Annotated in this window: 23 protein-coding genes and 1 pseudogene; 12 read left to right on the plus strand and 12 right to left on the minus strand. The window is 57.3% G+C overall.

Annotated features, from left to right (window positions below):
* Positions 1–2 precede the first annotated feature (2 nt).
* From IC609_RS14635 to IC609_RS14645, 3 genes are all read left to right on the plus strand, one after another.
* Positions 3–362, plus strand: a complete 360-nt coding sequence (locus tag IC609_RS14635; protein WP_108311755.1) for a hypothetical protein — start codon at positions 3–5, stop codon at positions 360–362.
* 99 nt (positions 363–461) lie between these two features.
* Positions 462–827, plus strand: a complete 366-nt coding sequence (locus IC609_RS14640; protein WP_191820277.1) for a hypothetical protein — start codon at positions 462–464, stop codon at positions 825–827.
* Between the two features lie 10 nt (positions 828–837).
* Positions 838–1,044, plus strand: coding sequence for a hypothetical protein (locus IC609_RS14645; RefSeq protein WP_191820278.1), 207 nt, complete (start codon positions 838–840; stop codon positions 1,042–1,044).
* A 2-nt stretch (positions 1,045–1,046) separates the two neighbouring features.
* Here IC609_RS14645 and IC609_RS14650 read toward each other — a convergent pair whose 3' ends face one another.
* The 9 genes and pseudogenes from IC609_RS14650 to IC609_RS14690 form a co-directional block, all read right to left on the minus strand.
* Entirely contained in the window at positions 1,047–2,327 is a 1,281-nt protein-coding gene (locus tag IC609_RS14650) for a site-specific DNA-methyltransferase (protein ID WP_191820279.1), read from the minus strand.
* Between the two features lie 446 nt (positions 2,328–2,773).
* The gene (locus IC609_RS14655) at positions 2,774–3,169 is read right to left on the minus strand and encodes a DUF6362 family protein (RefSeq protein WP_191820280.1); all 396 of its coding nucleotides are present in this window, start codon (positions 3,167–3,169) and stop codon (positions 2,774–2,776) included.
* A complete protein-coding gene (locus tag IC609_RS14660) occupies positions 3,162–3,392 on the minus strand; it encodes a hypothetical protein (protein ID WP_191820281.1) in 231 nt (76 codons plus the stop codon). Before IC609_RS14660 ends, IC609_RS14655 begins: the two co-directional genes overlap by 8 nt.
* Before the next feature lie 221 nt (positions 3,393–3,613).
* Positions 3,614–5,932: pseudogene (locus IC609_RS14665) on the minus strand (phage/plasmid primase, P4 family).
* Positions 5,925–6,215 carry a hypothetical protein gene (locus IC609_RS14670; protein ID WP_191820282.1) on the minus strand — a complete coding sequence of 97 codons (291 nt, stop codon included), beginning with the start codon at positions 6,213–6,215 and terminating at the stop codon, positions 5,925–5,927. The pseudogene IC609_RS14665 and the gene IC609_RS14670 overlap by 8 nt, the downstream one beginning before the upstream one ends.
* 113 nt (positions 6,216–6,328) lie before the next feature.
* Positions 6,329–6,739, minus strand: a complete 411-nt coding sequence (locus IC609_RS14675) for a DUF6511 domain-containing protein (protein WP_191820283.1) — start codon at positions 6,737–6,739, stop codon at positions 6,329–6,331.
* 24 nt (positions 6,740–6,763) lie between these two features.
* Entirely contained in the window at positions 6,764–7,480 is a 717-nt protein-coding gene (locus tag IC609_RS14680) for a hypothetical protein (RefSeq protein ID WP_225224226.1), read from the minus strand.
* Between the two features lie 56 nt (positions 7,481–7,536).
* Positions 7,537–8,022, minus strand: coding sequence for a hypothetical protein (locus tag IC609_RS14685; RefSeq protein ID WP_191820284.1), 486 nt, complete (start codon positions 8,020–8,022; stop codon positions 7,537–7,539).
* Positions 8,019–8,303: a helix-turn-helix transcriptional regulator gene (locus IC609_RS14690; RefSeq protein WP_225224227.1), complete on the minus strand. Its 285-nt coding sequence runs from the start codon at positions 8,301–8,303 to the stop codon at positions 8,019–8,021. Before IC609_RS14690 ends, IC609_RS14685 begins: the two co-directional genes overlap by 4 nt.
* A 202-nt stretch (positions 8,304–8,505) precedes the next feature.
* Here IC609_RS14690 and IC609_RS14695 point away from each other — a divergent pair, with 202 nt between their 5' ends.
* The 4 genes from IC609_RS14695 to IC609_RS16145 all read left to right on the plus strand — a co-directional run bounded on the left by IC609_RS14695 (position 8,506) and on the right by IC609_RS16145 (position 11,832).
* The gene (locus IC609_RS14695; protein WP_191820285.1) at positions 8,506–9,099 is read left to right on the plus strand and encodes a DUF6088 family protein; all 594 of its coding nucleotides are present in this window, start codon (positions 8,506–8,508) and stop codon (positions 9,097–9,099) included.
* Positions 9,092–10,105, plus strand: a complete 1,014-nt coding sequence (locus IC609_RS14700) for a nucleotidyl transferase AbiEii/AbiGii toxin family protein (RefSeq protein WP_191820286.1) — start codon at positions 9,092–9,094, stop codon at positions 10,103–10,105. Before IC609_RS14695 ends, IC609_RS14700 begins: the two co-directional genes overlap by 8 nt.
* Before the next feature lie 103 nt (positions 10,106–10,208).
* Positions 10,209–10,778, plus strand: coding sequence for a hypothetical protein (locus IC609_RS14705; RefSeq protein WP_191820287.1), 570 nt, complete (start codon positions 10,209–10,211; stop codon positions 10,776–10,778).
* Between the two features lie 121 nt (positions 10,779–10,899).
* Entirely contained in the window at positions 10,900–11,832 is a 933-nt protein-coding gene (locus IC609_RS16145; RefSeq protein WP_225224228.1) for a hypothetical protein, read from the plus strand.
* 60 nt (positions 11,833–11,892) lie between these two features.
* On the opposite strand, the gene IC609_RS14715 is transcribed toward IC609_RS16145, so the two are convergent.
* The gene (locus IC609_RS14715) at positions 11,893–12,849 is read right to left on the minus strand and encodes a hypothetical protein (protein ID WP_191820288.1); all 957 of its coding nucleotides are present in this window, start codon (positions 12,847–12,849) and stop codon (positions 11,893–11,895) included.
* A gap of 7 nt (positions 12,850–12,856) precedes the next feature.
* Positions 12,857–14,098: a hypothetical protein gene (locus IC609_RS14720; protein WP_191820289.1), complete on the minus strand. Its 1,242-nt coding sequence runs from the start codon at positions 14,096–14,098 to the stop codon at positions 12,857–12,859.
* Positions 14,099–14,615: 517 nt separating this feature from the next.
* On the opposite strand from IC609_RS14720, the gene IC609_RS14725 reads away from it, so the two are divergent.
* The 5 genes from IC609_RS14725 to IC609_RS14745 all read left to right on the plus strand — a co-directional run bounded on the left by IC609_RS14725 (position 14,616) and on the right by IC609_RS14745 (position 18,251).
* On the plus strand, positions 14,616–15,086 hold the full coding sequence (locus tag IC609_RS14725; RefSeq protein ID WP_225224229.1) for a DUF2924 domain-containing protein: 471 nt from the start codon (positions 14,616–14,618) through the stop codon (positions 15,084–15,086).
* On the plus strand, positions 15,083–16,444 hold the full coding sequence (locus IC609_RS14730; protein WP_191820290.1) for a recombinase family protein: 1,362 nt from the start codon (positions 15,083–15,085) through the stop codon (positions 16,442–16,444). The genes IC609_RS14725 and IC609_RS14730 overlap by 4 nt, the downstream gene beginning before the upstream one ends.
* Positions 16,441–16,887: a hypothetical protein gene (locus IC609_RS14735; protein ID WP_191820291.1), complete on the plus strand. Its 447-nt coding sequence runs from the start codon at positions 16,441–16,443 to the stop codon at positions 16,885–16,887. Before IC609_RS14730 ends, IC609_RS14735 begins: the two co-directional genes overlap by 4 nt.
* A gap of 219 nt (positions 16,888–17,106) precedes the next feature.
* Positions 17,107–17,574 (plus strand): hypothetical protein, encoded by a 468-nt coding sequence (locus IC609_RS14740; RefSeq protein ID WP_191820292.1) that lies wholly within the window; start codon positions 17,107–17,109, stop codon positions 17,572–17,574.
* Complete coding sequence (locus tag IC609_RS14745; protein ID WP_191820293.1) at positions 17,571–18,251, plus strand: hypothetical protein; 681 nt, start codon at positions 17,571–17,573, stop codon at positions 18,249–18,251. The genes IC609_RS14740 and IC609_RS14745 overlap by 4 nt, the downstream gene beginning before the upstream one ends.
* 141 nt (positions 18,252–18,392) lie before the next feature.
* On the opposite strand, the gene IC609_RS14750 is transcribed toward IC609_RS14745, so the two are convergent.
* A complete protein-coding gene (locus IC609_RS14750) occupies positions 18,393–19,799 on the minus strand; it encodes a cyclic GMP-AMP synthase DncV-like nucleotidyltransferase (RefSeq protein WP_191820294.1) in 1,407 nt (468 codons plus the stop codon).
* Between the last annotated feature and the right edge of the window lie 20 nt (positions 19,800–19,819).

The following is a 19,819-nucleotide window of genomic DNA, read 5'->3' on the forward strand; positions in this document are numbered from 1 at the left end:
TCATGAACCCCATCACTATCACCATCGAATCCAAGCCCACGACCATCAACTTCGATGGCCGCGAATTGCAGGTTCAAAAGCTCAGCATCCCGCTGCCCTTTGGCCGCAAGCCTACAGACATCTCCGACATTGCCGCTTGCGGCGTAGAGGCGGTCTACGTGACCGAGATCCGGGAGATGGACCCCGAAGAATTTGATGGCTTCAAATTGAATCTGGGCAAGTCTCGCGACTGGCTCAAAGGCAAGGGAGGAGATTACTGGGATGGGCGGTTGTGCGTGATGGTGCGTGCACCCGGTCGACCCTACCTGTTCATCGATCCATCCGGAGGAGACAGCGTTCGCTACCTCGCGCGTCTGGGCTGATCAGTCACAAATAAGCAACTGATCAGAAAGATTAGATGAATCGCTTTACTTCATCCCCAAGTAGAGCGTTCATGGAGACATCGCAACAAGGACACCACAATGAACAGCAACACAACACCGACAACGCAAAATGAAGCTTGGGGATTTTGGGGAACGATGGGCGGTCACGCCTGCGTGGCTTGGCCCATCGCCATAACCCAGATCGCTGACGTCACAGGCGAACCCCTTGAATCGGTCCAAATCTTCCTGGACAGCAAACAAGGCAGACACTTTGCAGATGCGGTGCAGGACGGCCTGGCCAGCCACCTCACCATGGACGCCGCCATTGCCCAAGCCATCGCCAAGTGGATGGACTGGAAGATCGGCCGCATCACCTCGAGAGAAACCGGCATCCCAAGGGGCTTACCTTACCTGACCGGCTTTGTCATCCAAGCACAGATCATCGAAGACGCCCAGACAGCTTAAGGAGAGCCCCATGGCAGTCATCCACACCACACAGCAGACCGAAAACAACTACGACCGCTTCATCGCCGAACTGACCGTCCTCACCCGCAAGTACGGCGTAGCCATCCAATCTGTCGGAGGCGTGTACCTGGCTGACGAGCGCGGCGAGTTTGACAAGCTCACCTACAACGCCGACATCACGAGTGGCGACCTGTACCCGAATTTCTCGGGCAACTGAGATCAGGCCGGTTGCTTCACAGGATCGACCTGTGTGGTGGCTTGCGCCACCTCCGCAGCCAAGTCAGCGAACTTCACGCCATCGTCTTCACGCACGGCATGCTGCCCGGTGTACTCCTCCCAGCGTTTGATGATCACATCCACGAACTTGGGGTCCAGCTCAATGAGGCGAGCCTGACGCCCCGTCTTTTCGCTGGCGATCAGGGTGGTGCCCGAACCTCCAAACAGGTCCAGAACGATGTCCCGGCTCTTCGAGGAATTCTTGATGGCCCGCTCGACCAACTCAACCGGCTTCATGGTCGGGTGGAGGTCATTGACCCGGGGCTTGTTGTAGTTCCAGATATCTGACTGGTCTCGGTCGCCGCACCAGAAGTGGTCCGTGCCCTGTTTCCAGCCATACAGGATGGGCTCGTACTGGCGCTGGTAATCCGCGCGCCCAAGCGTGAAAGTGTTTTTGGCCCAGATGATGAACGTGGACCATTTCCCACCAGCCTTGATCCAGGCCTTTTGCAGGGTGTGCAGCTCCGACGAGCTCATGCACACGTAGCAGGCACCCTTGGTAACCAGGAGCAGGTTCAGACAGGAGTCGTAGAGGAACTGGAAGAACCCATCGCCCAAGTCGTCGTTCATGATGCGCCGGTCTTTACCCCGCATCTTGTCCTTGGCGCTGTTGCCGTAGTCCACGTTGTAGGGTGGGTCGGTGAAGGTCATGTCTGCAAGTTGTCCGCCCATAAGGCGCTCTACATCCGACAGGATCGTTGAGTCGCCACAAAGGAGGCGGTGGTTGCCGAGAATCCACAAGTCCCCAGGTCTGGAAACAGGATCTACTGGTGCTTCTGGGATTGCGTCATCCTCAGTCAAACCACCGCCTGACTCGTCGCCGTTGAGCAGCTCTTCGAGCTCCTTGTCGGTGAAACCCATCAGGTCCAGATCGAAGTCGGCCGCTTTGAGTTCGGCCAACTCGAGTTTCAAGAGCTCGTCATCCCAGCCAGCGTTCTCGGCTAACCGGTTGTCGGCCAGGATGTAGGCCTTCTTCTGCTCGGGCGTCAGATGCCCCAGCTCAATGACTGGCACCTCCTTGAGACCGAGCTTGCGCGCAGCCATCAAGCGACCGTGGCCAGCAATCAAGCCCTTGGCACCATCCGTGAGAATCGGGTTGGTCCAACCGAACTCGGTGATCGAGGCCGCGATCTGTGCCACTTGGGCATCGCTGTGGGTTCGGGCATTGCGTGCGTAGGGGACAAGCGCGTCCACTGGGACCATTCGGATCGCAGGATGATTCATGGGGGTGACCGGTAAAATCGACCGCAAAACGAGAATGTTCTGCAGTGCAAATCAAAGTAGTTCGCGGGGTTCTGGCCCGCAAAAGTCCGACTGAGGCCACAGCATCTGGAGCAGGCTTTACGCCGCTGGTTGCTGGGACCTACGAAGTGGGATCAGAAGTTCATGGACGCCTGGAGGTTTTCCGGGAGGGAAAGCCGACCGTGTACATGCCACTGGAAAAGCTGGTGGAGTACCAGGAGTCCGGAGAAATCGAAGTTCATCGATAGGTCTGGTGCGGTGCGTTTGCTGCTCACACACCTTTGTCGACCGTAGATGAAAATGTAGCTGCAAATCGCCGAAATGTTGCAGCGTGTTTTGGCCCCAAAAACCGCGCATTCACGTTTGAACGTCAATAGCGCCGCGCATGACCGCCAAAACACGCTAATTTCCTCTCCAAATGACAGGCCTCACTTTTTCAGTGGCTGCGCCTGCCTGTTGAGCAGATCGGCCACCACCTGCATGTCCCGCTTCCAGCGTCTCCACGCCGTGGTGCGGTCACAGGCAAAGCGCTTGCTGATCTCCACCCAGTCAAAGCGTTTGGCCCGCATCCACACCAGGTGTCGCTCATCGAGCTCGAGCATCTGCACCCAGCGCATCACTTCGAGCATGCGCTCCACATCCTGAGGGGACGGGGGCGGCAATCGGTACACCTTGTGCGGATCCGGGTAGGCATCGCCTGGCAGGATCACGATGGGCCAGGTGCTGGCGTAGCCTTGCACCATCACACGTGGCAGGCGCCTGGCGGTTCGGGCCGCATCGACAAATCGGTCTGCCACCGTCTCGACTGTCCAGACTTCAACCATGGCCACCTCCCTTGGAGTGACCGTGGACATGGCCTTGGCCGTAGAGCCTCTCGCCAATGCTGCGAATGAGCTGGCGCTCCAGAAAGTCCAGGCGCTCATCCTCATCCGAGATGACCAAGATGTGCTGCTCGCGCCACCCCTGGCGCTTGGTGGCCTCGACATCCATGGGCGTGGCTTGCATGCGCCCAAGGGGCGATCGGTAACGTGCTGGAGGGATCTTCATACCTGCCCTCTAAACGCAATATTCCTGTGTGCCGCTGGGAAGTCAAATCCGGCGCATGCCGGGTTTGACAATGTGGCCGACGCGGTGGCCGCACTAAAACATCCATGACTCTTATCCGTATACGCGTATACGCGTAAAGAACAAATGTTCAATAGAGTCAGTTGTGTCAGAGAACTGGCAATCAGCCCTGCTTTTGAATTCTTTTTCATTGGGTTTGTCTCTCAATCGTCGTTGTAGGGATAGGCGCGCGAAGGCAGCGAGGTGGGCTGTTTGAGGTCAAGGCCCACATAGCCACGCACGCCCATGGAGTTGCGCCACTTCTCAAGACGCCTGGTCAACAAAGCATCCGAGAACCTGCGCTGCGTGCCCACGTACTCGCCACTGAGTTCGGCCCACTGCTTCCAGTCGTTGAAGAGCGTGGCCGTGAGGGCCTTGTGGCTAGGCCCTTGGTTGCAGCGCTCAGCGATCCACCTGCCCATGGCGTCTTCGGCCTCGAAGTACTCCTCGGTCGCCTCGGCCACGCTTTGGGGCTGCTTGAGTCCCAGCTTCTTCCACTGCAGGCAGCCCTCCAGCGCCCAGGCCAAGATGCCGTCACGCTCGGCCAGAAGCTTCTCGGTCAGGAGCGGATCACGCTTTTCTGGAGGGACCGTGATCGTGAAGGGGATCAGGTGCATGCGGCGGCGCATGGCCTCATCGATGTTGCGGATCGCGGGCTTGTGGTTACCGGCAATCAAGAGCTTGAACTGCGGCCTGTAGGTGAAGAAGTCCTGGTGCATCAAGCGGGCCGTGATGTCGTCACCACCCGTGATCGCCTTGATCTTGGACTCGTTCCAGCGCCTGCCCTGCTCGGTTTCTGTCGCCGATACAAAGCGGGCACCACGCAAACCGGCCAGATCGGTGGGGTGACGATCGGTGCGGGACTCCATGAAGGTGTCCATGGGCGCATTGGCCGCGTAGTCGCCCAGCACCGTAGAGATCACGTTCACAAACACCGACTTGCCATTCGCCCCTGTGCCATAGAGAAAGAAAAGCGCGTGGGTGCTCAAGTCGCCCGTGAGGCAATAGCCCACCACGCGTTGCAGGTAGTCCTGCAGTTCTTGATCGCTTCCCGTGACGTTGACCAGGAAATTGCGCCAAACCGGGCACTCGCCTTGCGGCGTGGCCGTGGTCACTTTGGTCATGCGGCGATCGCGGTCGTGGGGTCCACGCGCACCGGTTCGCAGGTCCACAATGCCGCCGGGCGTATTGAGCAGCCAGGCATTGGCATCCCACTCATCCACGGTGGCGCTTTGCCGAGGGTCTGATCGGACAAGACGCTCAACGGCCGAGATGGTGGCTGCACTGGCCATGCGGGCTTTCATGCGCGGTGTCTCGGCAAACATGGCAGCGCTGCGGCACACCGTGCGGCTCAGGTGCATGATGTACAGCTGCTTGTCCACGTTCCAGCGCACGCCATTCCAGACCAGCCATTTGGACCACGGGGCGCAGTAACGCCAGTCCTCGGCGAACTGGTGCGAGAACGCCAGAGCCAGCCCATCCTCGGTTGAATAGTCGATGCCCTCGATCGGCATGGCGATGTCGTTCGCGCCGAATTCACGCGTGATCGGCATACGCTCGCCCACGGCCAGAAACCCGGCGATGTCAAAGCCATCGGTCAGTGCATCGGCCACATCCCAGCCTTCGGGCTTTTCTGCGGGAGGCTGCAAGATGGCACACGATTTGGCCCCTGCCTGCAAAATGGCCTGCGAGGCACGGTCCGCGTAAAGCCAGCCGGGCTTATCCCGATCGGGCCAGATGAGGACATGTTTTCCAGACAGCGGCGACCAATCGGTTTTCTCAACGGGCGCATTGGCGCCGTGCATGGCCGTGGTGGCACACACACCGAATTCGAGCAGGGCCTAGGCGCACTTTTCTCCTTCGACCAGCACCACCTGATCGGCCTTGAGCATGCCGGGCTGGTTGTACAGCGGACGGGGCTCGGGCGGCGTCATCTTGCGGCGACGCACATCCCAGGGCCTGAACTCCTTGCGTCCGGGCTCAGGGTCGTGCCGGTACACCACAGCGATGAGCTTGCCGCTGGCATCCTGGTAGTCCCACTTGGCCGTTGGCGGCCCCAGCTCATCGACCACTGGGGCCTTGGCTTTGCTTGCAACCACAGCGCTGGGTGGCATGGCCGAGACACGGCCGAGCCATTCACGGGCTTTCTCCAGCACGTGCGGGAACTGCGTCTGCACATTGAGGCTGTAGTAGCGGGCGATCAGATCGAAGATGTCTCCACCTTCACCCGTGGCGCGGTCAGTCCATAGGCCAGCCTTGGGGCCAGAGAGCAGCAACTCCAGGCTGTCGCCCGGACCACCCATCACATCGCCCACCAGGTATTTGTTCTGGCGGCGTTTGCCCGAAGGCCAGATATCCACAGCCAGGAGGGCCAACTGGTCATTGAGGGCTGTTCGGATTTCGGATTTCTCACGATTGGCATCGGTGCCATCTCCCGCTGCTTTGCGCGTGTTCGATGTGGGTGCATCGTTGAAATCAAGCATGCACACCTCCCTCTTGGGGCGCTGCATCTTGTTCTTCAAGCAGCTTGTGGGCATAGGCAATCTGCCACTGGTGCAGCTCACCCAATCTAAAGCGGACCAATCGATTGACGCAGTAGAACGGCAACCCCAGGGCTTTGCGCTTTGCAGTTTTGGTGAAGTAGTAGAGCGGCAGGTTCAGCGCCTTGGATGCACGTTTGGCTGTGAGCAGCGGCTCATCGCTGAAGTCGTTCTCGCCTGCTGCTGGCAGGCTCAATGGCGAAGCCAAAGATTCAGGTTCATTCATGAAATAGTCTCCCCTGCAGGCGATCTGTTTCACCCGCATTGGTTGGTAGAAATTGGAATCCGCAGGACGCAGCGTCCTGCGGTGGATTCAGGACAATCGACTCAAAGTTGTCTTTATGGCGATTGATCCAGTTGCATGCGAACAGGTGGGTACTTGCTGCGCTCGTGTTCTAGGACCATGGCCTCGACATAGGTCGTGACCACGGCATTGATCAGCCGCAGGGCCTCTTGCTGGGTGTAGCTCGACAGTGGTCGGTCCATACCGATTTCACCGGCAGCCTCACCCAGCGGCTTGAGGCACTGCTGCATGGCAGCCAATTCGGCTTCCGATGGATCAATCACGCCAGCTCCCGTCGGCAAAGTGCCCTCGCGCTCGAGTGCCCGCACACCGGCCGCGTACAGTCGGTGGAAACAGGCCTGACAGCGCAGTGAGCAAAAGATCCAGTCGATGGGGTACCGCTTGGGGTGCCCCACCTTGAAGCGCAGATCCACATGGCCGAAGCCTTTGGCTTGACGGGAACACACCCAGCATTTCATGCAAAGCCGCCATCACTGCGCCCATGCAGGCCGCGACTGCGCATTACCCGGACGGGGGGTGTAACTGGCCCCGGACTGAGGGGCTGGCGCTGCTGATGCTGGAGAGGCCATTGCCGGAGCTCCACCGGAGCCCCCACCCGTGCCCCCATCGCGTTGCAGCTTGGCCTGCATCAGCTCTGCGTACTCTTTGTGATCGGGTTCGATCACCAGCCGGATGATGTTTCGGTACTCGCCCTGGCCATCCTTTTCAATGCCAATCCGGGCTGCAAATTCGGCACCATCGAGGTCACCGAAGCTGCGGATCTGGCGGGCACGCTGTGCCTCAAGGGAGCCGTCATCAGGGTGGATATTGCGTGAACTGTTGAGCACAGCCTTGATGAAGCTGCGTCCCATCTGTGCCCAGGTCGGGCCCTTGTTGGAGTGCAGACCCACATTGCTCCAGATCTTGCGTTTGGCAAATGGCCCGGTGAGCAGTACGAACTCGCAGGACAGGAACACGGCTCCCGTTTCATCCGATGCCGTGGCATAGCCGCCCGTCCAGCCCCTGCTGGCGTCGTCATAACCACCGGGTTTGATGGCCATGCGCACCAGGGCTTGGGTGCCTTTGGGGATCAAATTGAACTCGCCTTGCTGGGCATCGGCATCATTGAAGTCGCACCATGCACCCGGGGCGCCGTGGGTCGAAGATTGGCCATAGGTTGCGGCCTGGTTGTAGCTGTCGTGGTTCATTGAAAGTTTTCCTGTTGTGTGGGGTTGTGTTCTGGTTTGTCCAAGTGGCAGTCCGCTCAAAGCTGGACTTCGCCGACCCAGCGGATCTGAAAGGTGGGTTCGGTGATCAGCTCTTTGCGGGCGGGCTGGAATGCCGCGCGCAGCAGTGGGTGCCAACGGGCGTAGTCCTGCTCGCTCACCGAGAACTGGACCTGCATGAAGTCCTGCACCCGGTCACCGGCGACGACCATCCGTTCGGCGATCTGGGACAGGTGCTGCTGGTCCCAGACGATTTCCTTGGGGTTTGAGACATCGATCTGCAGGTCACCGTCATCGATGCGGAACCTGGCCGCCTCCTCCTGGCCAAGGCATTCGGCATGGCGGATCTGGTCGGCGTAGCGGATTTCCATCGCTCGGTTGATCCGGCCGCGCATCTGCACCGTCCAGTCATTAAGCTGCTGCACCGCATTGCTGAAATGGGCCAGCTGGTCTTTGGGCAGACGGCTGATCTGGCTCACGGAGAGGTCTGGTAGCGCAGCTTGCTGCAATTGCAGGTGGTTCATGCCGCACCTGCCTTCCCGGGGATTCGCTTGGAGGTCGAGACGTGCTGGACGCAGTTCTCGAAGGCAATCACGGCGTTGAGGGGGTAGCTCACCCGTTTGCCCAGCTTGAGATAGGTCGGCCCTGTGCCAGTCATACGCCAGCGCTGCAGGGTTTTAGGGCTCATGGCCCATCGGGAGGCCAGGTCAGCCTCGGTCAGCACCAGCTGCTTGGGCATGGTGGATTCCGGGGAAGTGGCGCTCAGGAAGACTGGCGCCTCGAGTGCTGGTGTTGCAAGCAGCATTGGTAACTCCTTTCGAAGAGTTGGGGGACAACGCTGCTATTTCAGGAAATCAATAAAGAACTGTTAAGGAACTGAATAAAGAACTTTGGCGATATCTCCAGTTCTTTAATCCCCGGCTGACCCTTCCAATTCCCCTCTCAACTCCCCTAGCTTGCCTTTTTGTCAGAAAATCTAGTAAACTTCTGACAAACAGAGCCTAATCATGAGCCAACTCGCCCAATCCATCCTCTCGCAAGCGCAGTCCCTCCCCGAGGGAGGGTTGCTTTCGCCCAAGGAGTTCCTACACCTGGGCTCTCGGGCGGCGATTGATCAGACCCTCTCTCGCCTGGCACGTGAAGGAAAGCTGCTCAGGGTGGGCCGAGGCGCCTACTCTCTGCCAATTCAGGGGCGCTTTGGTGTGCGTCCACCCTCGACAGAATCCGTGGTGGAAGCAATCGAGTCCACGAGCGGAGAGACCGTGGTGGCCAGCGGAGCAGCCGAAGCCAATGCACTAGGGCTGACCACACAGGTCCCCACACGTGAGGTCTACCTGACATCTGGCCCCTCGCGACGATTGAAACTGGGGAATCGGGAAGTTGAGCTCAAGCACGGCAACAGGTGGCAAATGCTGCTGGGCAAGCGCCCAGCGGGCAAAGCCATTCGTGCGCTCATCTGGCTTGGCCCGGAACAGGCGCCCAAGGTTCTGCAAGTCCTCAGGAGCAAACTGCCCAGTCAGGAATGGGAAGCCATGCGCCAAGCTCGAGCGGGACTGCCAAGCTGGATGGCAAAAGCAGTAAGCGAGGTGGCCATTGGCTGATTCATGGTTCACTCTCAGCCGCGAGGACCAGGCTGAAGCACTCGAAGTAGCTGCCGCTCAAACCGGGCGCCCTCCGCATCTTCTGGAAAAAGACATCTGGGTGGTATGGACCTTGTCTGCCATCTACGAATCAGCCCTTGCGGAGAAACTGACCTTCAAAGGTGGCACGTCGCTGTCCAAGGTATTCAAGATCATTGACCGCTTCTCGGAAGACATCGACCTGACCTACGACATCCGCGAAGTGGTTCCGGACCTGCTGCGCGACGGTAATCCGATCCCGGCTTCAGCGAGTCAAGCCAAAAGGATCACGGACCGGGTTCGCGATCGTTTACCACAGTGGATTGAGGGCGAAGTACTTCCGATCCTGCTGTCGGCTCTGGAGCGCGATGGGGTGCAGGCCAACTTGTCACTTGCTGGCGATGAAAAAGAAAAGTTGATTTTGGCCTACGAGCCCATCAAGGTAGGCACTGGTTATGCGGCCTCCACCATTCAGCTAGAGTTTGGTGGCAGAGCCACGGGCGAACCTCACCAGCGACACGCCGTCGCATGTGACATGGCACCGGCAATTAATGGGATCGTGTTCCCAACGGCTCACCCCTTGGTGATGGCCGCTGAGCGCACTTTCTGGGAAAAGGCCACGGCCGCTCACGTGTACTGCCGACAAGGTCGTCTGCGCGGTGAGCGCTATTCACGGCACTGGTATGACTTGGCCGCGATGGCCAATTCGGGACATGCCCAATCAGCGATTGATGACCTTGAACTTGCTCGCGCAGTGGCGGGACACAAGTCCATGTTTTTTGCTGAGAAAGATGTCGAGAAGAATCCGATCGACTACAAGGCCGCCGTCAGCACCGAAATTCAGATAATTCCCGAGGGCGGGGCGCTCGAGGCACTCGAAAGAGACTACGCCGCAATGCTGGAAGACGGGTTGCTTTCCACTCATCAGCCAAGCTTCGACGAAGTCATCTCGACTTGCAAAAAGTTGCAAAATCGAATTAACAGATAACCCACTCTGAGATTGACACACAGGCTTACGCGTTCGGAACGCAATGAAATCGTGAAACCTCATGGATTGAAAATACAAGGTCAGCATTTAAGGAGAATTTAAGATGTCGGCACCGATTGACCCAGCGTGGTGGGTAGAGGTCATCAACAAAGGGACTCTTGCGTTCGTCGCTTTTGTTGCAATGATTGTTGGACCCATTCTGCAGTGGCTCATCGCGAAGCGACAGACAGACCTTCAAAAAACTATCGCGCAGCGAACTGCCGCTGACAACGTATCTGCGAAGCGACAGATCTGGATTGATGAGCTGCGCAAAGACATGTCCGAATTTCTGACCGTCATGGCGCGGCTGAATGAATTGCATCGACCAAATAAAGATATTTCACCAGAGGACGCAGCGAAGAACTTTGAGGACATAGCACAGTACAACTTCCGGGGCACTGAGCTAGGCATTCGCATAAAGCTGCGGCTCAATCCCAAAGAGGAAGAGCACAACAAGCTCGTATCGCTGCTAGGGTCGCTTAGCGATGCATCAGCAAACCCACCTCTCAACGAAACGCTGGAGCAAAAAGAGATCGCAAAAAGGGCTTTCTACGCTGCCCGTGACAAGGTAGTTGCGCACATGCAGACGATCCTAAAACACGAGTGGGAGCGCGTTAAAAAGGGCATAGTTTGACTATTGCTTCTGCGCCCGAAACACCAATAAAAAATGTGGCGCTCATGAGTAACGAGAAACGGTAGTGACTCAAGCTCGTGCGTTAGGTCTTCATTCGTTACGACAACCAACAAAAAACGACATGACAATTACTGCTGCGTGGGTAAGAACCCTCAAGGACTGCAAAGAGCTTGTCGTGGTATCTGACAGCCGCCTAAATGGCGGAAAGAAGATGGACTGCGGCCAGAAGGTTCACATGCTTCCGCGTTCAGATGCATTTATATGCTTTGCTGGCGATACATCCTGGGCTTATCCATTAATGCACCAGGTCATCTCAGCAATATCGACATATGAGCGATCCTCAAGCCGTGCTCAAGATATCGTTGAGCTAAAGAGTCACGTTCTTAAGGTATTCGAGAGCCTTCGAGAAGCGGTACACACTGCCAGCGGAGAAGAAGGAATTCCATCTGCCGAATTTCTTTTCGGTGGGTACTCATGGATCAGAAAGAAATTCATGATCTGGCGGATTCATTTCCAAAAGGGAATGAATAGCTTTGAAGCCAATCCTGCCAAGGAGTGGAAGGGCAATCCTTGGATATTCGCGGGTGACACAGAGTACGTTGAACAGGCCCGTGAGGATTTATCCACAATGTTGAAAGTGCGTGGACGTGCGCCACACCAAGTGGAAAAATTCAAGTTAGATTGGGAACCGTTTGAAGTTATTCGCGACATGTTGCGAAAGGTCGATGGCAATAAGAAAACCCACAAAGAGGCATCCATTGGTGGCGCCCCTCAAATACTGAAGATATACGAGCATCTCAGTTCAAAATACTTGGCAGTCGACTGGAAGATCAATCATCAAGAAAACGGCGATGGGGTTTATGTATGTGGCCGAAAAATTCTTGGATATGAGAATCCAAGCCTTTGGATACTTAACCCTGACACCTTAATCACAAGGCATCTTCATTATTCAGAGTCAGAAGTTGAAGCCACGGACGAAACTACAGAAGAGGAACCTTACGATCTAACTAGAAAATCGACCACTCTCTCCGCTACAAGGAATCCAGGAAAATGATTTCTAGTCCTGAGTGCCAGGCTAGTTGTCTATCGATCGTCAACAATCGCATGCAGCCATTCATAGTGCCAAGCGATACTGTCCGTACCTTCGCTGGCGAACAACTAGTTTTTCGTAAGCATATAACGGCCCTTCATACTGAGGGATACCACGATTAGATCTCTTCAGCTTGAAAACATCTATCGGACGCTCGCTGCCTAACCCAGCCTCCCGCATGAGGAACTCCGCAGACTGTGCCTGATTACGATGCTTCCAGAGTGCCGAGAACAGACGCGCCTGGGCCTCCGTCAAATGAATGGGGCCATGTGGCCATCCCTCCAGATGCACCCAGGCGAAATCGTCACTGAATGGGCCATGGACAGCCACGCCTGGGATGTTGTCCTGCAAGACGTCCGCGTTCTCACCTTGGTCTGGATCGAGCAGCCGCAATGCCAAGCCATGGAGGGCAAACCGGTCTTCCAGTTGCCACCAAGTAGCCGTTCCGGCCAGCGGCTCCAGTGATGAGCGCACTAAAGGCCGGGGCGTGATCACCCAACTTTGACTGCGTGTCTCAGGTCCATGAAAAATCCGCAGCCCATGGCGCTCCACCAGGTCAATACGGCGTGCCAACACCACCGGCCGCTTCTTGTGCCGCCCAATGTCCCACACACCATCGACGATCTGAGTGGTCGTGGCGTGCGGCGAAATGTCCAGTGCGCCGCGCAGCTTGCGGATCAACCATTCGTCGTCCAGCCGCCAACTGCGCTGACTGGCCGGATCCAGCGCAAACGGCCCACAGTCCGGGCACTGCACCATGAGTCCTTCATCACTCCTGAAAATCGGCCCACGGTACAGGCCGCAGAAAGCGCATTCGGCATCCCGGCTGTTGGCTACACCAGGCACAACCGCCTTCGCTTGCTTGAGCAGCTGCAGTGCAACTTTTTCTTCATCGTGCAGGCTGCTTTCGAAGGATGCACTGCCCCGCAGAAACATCAAAGCGGCCAGGCTGATGGCCTGCTGATTGGGTGTCAACTCCATTCACACCTCATTCGAACAAGCTGCTGGCCATGACTTCAGGCTGTTCCTGCTCCCGGTCGGGTTTGAGCACCTGCTGCGCCTTCAGGATGCCCAGCTGAACCAGGTAACCCTCCAACTGCGCACGCAGCTTCTCATCGAACTTGTGCAGGTTCAGTCGCCCCTTGCTGGTGATCTCCACACTGACCACCTGACAGCGGCTCTTGCCCTGCATCGGCGCCAGATAAAAGTTGAGCACCGCTGCCTGGATGGTCCAGCCGCGTGCGAGTGGGTTTTCTGCGCCGAAATAGTCCTGTAACAGCTCCGTCACGCAGCGCTGATCGCTGGCCGCACTGGCCGTGCATTCCATTTTGAGTTGACGGCATTCGCTGACCACGATCACGCTCTTGACCTGCAGGCCAACGAATCCGTCATCGATGGCCTGCGGGATGTTCAGACCCAACCGAAGTGTGGACAGGTTCAGTCGCGGCGCCTGGATCCGCTGCGCATCGGCATCCACACCCAGCAGGTGCCTGGCAAACGCCTCGCACAGCATGGAGTGGTACTTGGCTCCGCCACGGATGATGGTGCGGGCCACACCGGTGGCCTGGGCGTACTCGAGCACCATGTGGATGTTCGGACTGCCCACGCGTCGCTGCAACTGGCTGCCCTCGAACTCCAGCTTGGCCGTGGCCAGGTCCTTGGCATGGATGGAGATCAGCTGCGTGCCGCGTGCCCGGTCCAGCACATTGACCACGCACACCTCCCCGCACCCCAGCTCCCGCTGGTAGAAGCCTTTGATGGCGTCACCGAATGCGGCGATCGACACCTCGTCACGCTTGATGGTCCGCTTGAGGCCCAGGTCATGCTGCTGGGCTTGCTGGCCATGGTGGTCCAGGTATTCGATTTCCGCTGCGGCCTCGAACAGCACCGGGTAGTGGACGTACAGCCAGAAGGCCCGGTGCAGATCACTCTTGCAGGCAATGAGGCCCACCAATTCGGCCGGTCGATCATGGGCGGCCTGGAACATGGCCTGTTTGCCCAGCGGGTGGGCCAGCTGGGTACTGGCATGCAGTCCCGCCACGATGCGGTCACGCATGGCCACCACGGGATGCGCCTGAATCAGCCCGATCAAGCGTCTTGAGGTCTGGACCGTGTCGCTCCATGCCCAGCCCTCGGGCATGGGCAAGGCGTGGCGCTCGATGAAGGTTTTGAGGGTGTCGTCGACAGGCAGGCTCAGCAATATGTCGGCGTAGGTTTGGTTTCGGCTCACGAATATCTCCTTGTTGTTTTTCGTTGGGCAATGAGGCGTCTGAACCCCTGATCCTTCGACCTGGGGCTTTTGGTGGTTTTCGCCGGATTGCTGGATAAATATACAGCTTTTCGGAAATCTGTCAAAACCGTCGCTCCAGGCCGCATGGTTGCTGGGAGGTTTCAGAAAAAGCCAGTATTCATGCGGCTTTGTGCTCTCAAGCGCGTTGATGGGCCTCTAAAACAAAGACTCGAATTTGGGTGTTTTGGCTACGATTTCCGAGGTCAGATTTGATCAATCAAAGCCCCTCGATGAACCACTTCCAAACCCCAGTCCAAGGCAATCCGGCCGAGAAAAGTGGGTACCTCTCCCTCTCGCAAATCGCTCACCTGTTCGCACAAGCGGTCGTAGATCAACACCAAGCCCTTACACAGGCGAACAGCAGTTGGGTATATGCGACTGATCGAGACAAGTTCCTCGACTTCCATGCCTTCCAGAGCGTCAATGCAAACCCGTCTACACACCTGGAATCACAGTCTTGAAAAACACCGCCCCGCCGATGCGCGACATCCTGCGCGCCAACCAAATCTCCGAAAAGCTTCACGCGCTCCCGACCATGAAAATGCCCGAGCTCTGGGCTCTGTGGGATCAATTCTTTATGCACCGCCCGGCCCGGCCTAACCGCACACACATCGAGTCACGCTTGATCTACAAGCTGCAAGAGCAGGCCTATGGCGCCCTGCCCAGCAGTACCCGCGACATGCTGGCCGACTACGGTGCCCGGTTCTCGAAGATCGAAACCGCTGCCCCATCCACCCGGACATTGCTCCCGGGCACCACACTCATGCGTGAATTTGATGGCCACCAATACAAGGTCACGGTGCTCCCCACGGGTGGCTATGAATTCGACGGTCAGCGGTACAAGAGTTTGTCGGCCATTGCCAAGTTGATCACCGGCACGCAATGGTCCGGACCGGCCTTCTTTGGCTTGAAAGGCAAGAAGACATGAGCGAGACGCAACAAGTCACTCTCAAGCGCTGCGCGGTGTATTGCCGCGTCTCTTCGGACGAACGGCTGGATCAAACCTTCAACTCCATCGATGCCCAGCGTGAAGCTGGCGCGGCATTCATCGCCAGTCAGCGCGCCGAGGGCTGGGAGCAAGTCGAAGATAACTACGAAGACCCGGGCTTCACCGGCGGCAATATGGATCGCCCAGGGCTCAAGCGTCTCTTGCAAGACATCCAGGACGGCAAGATCGACATCGTGGTGGTCTACAAGATTGACCGGCTTTCGCGGTCACTCGCTGACTTTGCCAAGATGATTCAGCTCTTTGATCGGTACAAGGCCAGCTTCAGTTCCGTCACCCAACAGATCAATTCAGCCACGTCCATGGGACGCCTGATGCTCAACGTCCTGCTGTCTTTCGCTCAATTCGAGCGCGAGGTGACTGGTGAGCGCATTCGCGACAAATTCGCCGCCTCCAAGCGCAAAGGCATGTGGATGGGCGGTCAAGTGCCGATGGGCTACTGCGTGGACAACCGAAAGTTGGTGGTGGTGCCAGAGGAGGCTGAGGTGGTGCGGCAAATCTTTGACTCGTTTGTTGCAACACGTTCGACCACCCTCATGGTCAAGCAGCTCGTAGAGCAAGGCGTCACGAGCAAGAACGGCAAGCCACTGAGCAAGCAGGCTCTCTACACCATCCTGCACAACCGACTGTACATCGGCGATATTGGGCACAAGGGCGACTTTTATCCAGGCCAGCACGAGGCCTTGATTGATCAGTCGCAATGGGACCGCGTGCAAGAGATCATGGCCCAGAACAGCCGGGACCGGGCTCGCGACACCTTCGGTCAGAAATGCAGGCACGGCTTCTTGCTGCGCGGGATGATGTTTACGGCCGATGGGGACCTCTACCTGCCGATGGCCACCCGCAAGACCAGCGGCAAGCTGTACCGCTACTACGTGGTCAACAAAAACCAAAAAATGGGAGCTGGCACCGTGGAATTTACCAATCTGCCTGCGGCGGGCATCGAGAAATCCGTGATGGAGAAGGTGCTCGAGGTACTGCGTTCCGGTCAGATGGTCCACAAATGCTGGGAGCAGGTGTGCAGCCTCAACCCCAAGTTGACCGAACCTGAGGCCATGGTGCTGTTCTTCAAAAACACGGCGGGCATATGGGACCAGTTGGCCACGCAAGCCAAACAGGACATCGTGCGCACGCTGATCAAACGCATCACCGTCGCCCCAGAAGGCCTGCATCTGGACTGGCGATTTGAGGCCTGGGGCGCACTGATCGGCCTGCCGCCAAAGAACCTGGCCGGATATGAAAAGCTGGAATATGACCTGCGTGAATTGGAGATCGCATGAATAACGCACAGTCGGTGGGCAACAGCGTGGCCAGCACCTCAAATCAAGTGGAGTTCAGCACCTTCATACCACTGAAGTTCGTCAAACGCGGTGGGCACAGCGTTGTTGAGCCCCCAGAAAACGTCGCCCAGGTGATCAAAGACCACGCTCAACTACCGGACACCAAACTGGTTGAAGGGCTCACACGCGCCTTTTACTGGCAGCGACTCATCGACGAGGGCATCGTGCGCAGTGGCGTCGAAATTGCCAGGCAGGAGGGCCTGGATCAGGCCACCGTCAATGAATGCATGCGCTTGACGCTGCTGGATCCCAAAATCATCGACAGCATCCTTCAAGGCACCCAGCCCAAGGGGCTGAACCTGCACTGGTTCACCAAACACACCATTCCGGCCCTGTGGAGTGAGCAACACGGAAAGTTTCAAGCCATCGCCGACAGCCAATGAGTCGGTGATCTGGTGGACCGGGGATCCGGGCCACACCCTGCACCTTCAAATTCACGTGCAAATCGAATGCACCAGTAGAAACGGCTCCAAAGGAGCAGTACACCTCCATCTGCAATTCAGTAAATCGGAGGGTCTAGGAAGTCCGCGTTGAGACAATCTATCGGCATCAACTGGTAGACCTCGCCAATAACTTGGCAGCTAGAATCGCATGAAACTACTATGCCCGGACTGAAACACTCCTCGTTTTGCATCGAACTCCTACGTCGCGTCGCCGAGGAGGCCGCGGCCGACTTCTCCGGGGTAGGTTTCATCTGCTATAGCGACCTCTCAAGCCTGCCGCATCTGGCGTTGAGTGTTCCTCAGGACTCGATTCACTCGCTGCCCATCTTTGGAGTGAACGCTATCGGGGCCTTCCTAGCAAAGGCGTCCCGTGCGTCATCGTTGCTTCACGACGGATTTCATCTCGTCGCCGCTCAGGGCTTTGCACTTACACATGTGTGCCGTTTTATCGCTCCTGCAATTCCTCCTGATCAATCAGGCCTACAGCTAACCGCCGGTGCACGACACATGTCGGCACAACTGGCATCTAGAGCCCATGGCATTGAGGCTGCGGCTCTTATGGCAAAGGACGGGACTGGTGTCGTCTATGAGTGCGGCATCAAGATCTTCGAAGAGCAGTTGCGATGATTCCTTTGAGCATCACTTCGTCTGATCTAGCTCGGCTTGCGAAGCTCTCTGCGGTCTTAGGGGCAATTGCCGCTGCCTTAGTCGTGGCGACTCGGTGGGCGACGTATCAACACTCTCCCATTTCGGTGCTTGGGCAGGCGATTTCTGCCGCCTTGGCGGCACCGACGCTTGTCATCCTGGTAGTGCGCAAGATTAAGTGGAAACACCCATGGCTTTCGAAGCTCTTAGGCCGTCGGATGGTTCACGGACTATGGTGGGGGGAGCTTCACTCGGACTATGTCAAGAACCCAGGAGATCCTCCACTTTCTCCTATTCCTATCGCCTTCGTCATCAGGCAGACTTACCTGACCTTGTCCATCAAGTCGTACACATCAGCTTTACCAGGTGAATCCATCCTCGAAACGCTCCATGCGCATCCGGTGACCGGAGATGCAAGCCTGCGTTACGCTTATCAGATGACCAGAAGGGCTAACGCAGAGAACAAGGCTACCCTCGGCTACGGGGATTTAGTGCTCGGGGGCGAAGACAAGGAACTCTTAGGTGACTACTGGACAAATTCGCCGTCCACTGGACGTATACACCTCACATTGTTGACACGAGATTGCGACGACATTCGCTCGTTTACGGATGCCCTGAGATACAAAGCGCGCCTCGAGTCAATGTCGGCTTCCGTGTAACGGTTAGACTGGTTTGAACACCCCTCCAGGGTTGTGACTCGAGTCATTGGGGCTGATGATGTGCAGCAGGCTCAATTCTTTGGTAAGGCAAGGCAGGTCACACCGTACCAACGACACCCTTAACTGTGCGAACTCGAGGTGTCACCGGCGCCGGCGAAAAAGGCTTTGAAGTTTTGTATAGGGTGGTCTCGGCGGGTTACGTTCCACATGCCGAACGTCGCGGACGGTGACCGGCACGCGTCGAACTGCGTAAACCTGCCCGTTAAGGCGAACGACGCAGTCCATGAAGTGCCTCCCCACGTAGGCGGTGTGCTCCTCAGCGATAAGCAGACGCATTCCAACCTGTCGGTGTCCCAAGTCGCTTTGCTGGTCGGCCTCTGAGCCCTCATTGCGGACAGTCCACTCGACCATAGCGAACTCCGGCACCACGTGCGGGTTGACGATAGTGAATGAGAGCGCGCTGTCCTTTGCCACACCGGGCACCTCGTTGCGATGCGTTGCCACAAGGCGACGAGGATTCCAGGTGAACACCTTGACCTCAACCTCCGGCAACTGCATGACTGCTCGACCGGAGTTTTCGTCGACCATCTCTACTTGGTCGGTTTCAGGCAGGGGCATGAGAAACGAGAATGCCTCCGACCAAATAAGTGCAGCCGACGCCTCGTCTTCAGCGCCGCCAGCGCGCTCGGCAATGTCTTGCAGCGCGGCTAGCCGGGGCAGGAATCCATCCCATGCTTCCGACGACATTCGATTAAGGTCTTCGTTCTTGTCAATCGGATTCTCGACCTTGCGCTCATCGAAAAATCGGTCGTGGATCTTCTTGATTACTGCTACGAGTGCATCGTCATCAGCCAAACCTATAAAGCGCTGTGCCCACAGTTCCTGATAGGCCTCAGTGGCGACGACTGTCAGTAAGATGGAAGATGGCCGGGAGTCAGGGGCTTCGTCAAATGAGACGGCAGCCCAGGCCTTGAGATACCGAACAAGCCGTCGAAGCTGGTCACGGTCGTCGCTGCTGACCGCTTCTTTGAACCACTTGTAGAGGTTCTTCGGGTCGCTGTGCTCCCACTTCCCCGATATACAAGCCAAACGCCGGACATCAGAATCTGTGTTGAGGTGATAAACCGGAGTGTCAATGTGGAACTGTCGAATGTATGAGGCGCGGGAGCAGCGCTCCTTAGGCGGCACTTCCACCTTCTTCAACTCTTCGCACACCTTCTCGTACTCAAGAAGCTCGACTTGAACCCAGTCCCTGAGCTGCTTGGGCGTTGGTTCTACGTCTTGATCGTCGTCCCACTCGAAGTACAAGCCGACGTCAACGTCATATTCTTCACCGAGGTGAACCGGCTTGATGAGCGTGGCGTACTTGTAAGATCCCTGAAGCCACGTGGAAATGGTGTAGCCGTGCTTGGCAAGCGCCTGCTTCAAGTGGTCAGCGAGGTCGTTCCATTGCTGCCGCAGGAATTCTCGTTGCTCCGTCGTCGGGGTGACGCGTCCGATGAGAGTCTGGTCGGTGTTTCCATTGAACAGCTTCGAAGCTTCGCCCATCAGTCGTCCTTGAATAGCGT

This window comes from Limnohabitans radicicola (genome assembly GCF_014837235.1).
GTDB classification, from domain to species: Bacteria; Pseudomonadota; Gammaproteobacteria; order Burkholderiales; family Burkholderiaceae_C; genus Limnohabitans_A; species Limnohabitans_A radicicola.

Bases quoted from the DNA above. Each gene is read 5' to 3' on its own strand.
- IC609_RS14740 (WP_191820292.1), top strand. From the start codon at position 17,107: ATGCCCGGACTGAAACACTCCTCGTTTTGCATCGAACTCCTACGTCGC.
- IC609_RS14735 (WP_191820291.1), top strand. From the start codon at position 16,441: ATGAATAACGCACAGTCGGTGGGCAACAGCGTGGCCAGCACCTCAAAT.
- IC609_RS14650 (WP_191820279.1), bottom strand. From the start codon at position 2,327: ATGAATCATCCTGCGATCCGAATGGTCCCAGTGGACGCGCTTGTCCCC.
- IC609_RS14670 (WP_191820282.1), bottom strand. From the start codon at position 6,215: ATGAATGAACCTGAATCTTTGGCTTCGCCATTGAGCCTGCCAGCAGCA.
- IC609_RS16145 (WP_225224228.1), top strand. From the start codon at position 10,900: ATGACAATTACTGCTGCGTGGGTAAGAACCCTCAAGGACTGCAAAGAG.
- IC609_RS14730 (WP_191820290.1), top strand. From the start codon at position 15,083: ATGAGCGAGACGCAACAAGTCACTCTCAAGCGCTGCGCGGTGTATTGC.
- IC609_RS14660 (WP_191820281.1), bottom strand. From the start codon at position 3,392: ATGAAGATCCCTCCAGCACGTTACCGATCGCCCCTTGGGCGCATGCAA.
- IC609_RS14715 (WP_191820288.1), bottom strand. From the start codon at position 12,849: ATGGAGTTGACACCCAATCAGCAGGCCATCAGCCTGGCCGCTTTGATG.
- IC609_RS14635 (WP_108311755.1), top strand. From the start codon at position 3: ATGAACCCCATCACTATCACCATCGAATCCAAGCCCACGACCATCAAC.
- IC609_RS14705 (WP_191820287.1), top strand. From the start codon at position 10,209: ATGTCGGCACCGATTGACCCAGCGTGGTGGGTAGAGGTCATCAACAAA.
- IC609_RS14750 (WP_191820294.1), bottom strand. From the start codon at position 19,799: ATGGGCGAAGCTTCGAAGCTGTTCAATGGAAACACCGACCAGACTCTC.
- IC609_RS14745 (WP_191820293.1), top strand. From the start codon at position 17,571: ATGATTCCTTTGAGCATCACTTCGTCTGATCTAGCTCGGCTTGCGAAG.
- IC609_RS14695 (WP_191820285.1), top strand. From the start codon at position 8,506: ATGAGCCAACTCGCCCAATCCATCCTCTCGCAAGCGCAGTCCCTCCCC.
- IC609_RS14640 (WP_191820277.1), top strand. From the start codon at position 462: ATGAACAGCAACACAACACCGACAACGCAAAATGAAGCTTGGGGATTT.
- IC609_RS14690 (WP_225224227.1), bottom strand. From the start codon at position 8,303: ATGCTGCTTGCAACACCAGCACTCGAGGCGCCAGTCTTCCTGAGCGCC.
- IC609_RS14655 (WP_191820280.1), bottom strand. From the start codon at position 3,169: ATGGTTGAAGTCTGGACAGTCGAGACGGTGGCAGACCGATTTGTCGAT.
- IC609_RS14645 (WP_191820278.1), top strand. From the start codon at position 838: ATGGCAGTCATCCACACCACACAGCAGACCGAAAACAACTACGACCGC.
- IC609_RS14685 (WP_191820284.1), bottom strand. From the start codon at position 8,022: ATGAACCACCTGCAATTGCAGCAAGCTGCGCTACCAGACCTCTCCGTG.
- IC609_RS14680 (WP_225224226.1), bottom strand. From the start codon at position 7,480: ATGAACCACGACAGCTACAACCAGGCCGCAACCTATGGCCAATCTTCG.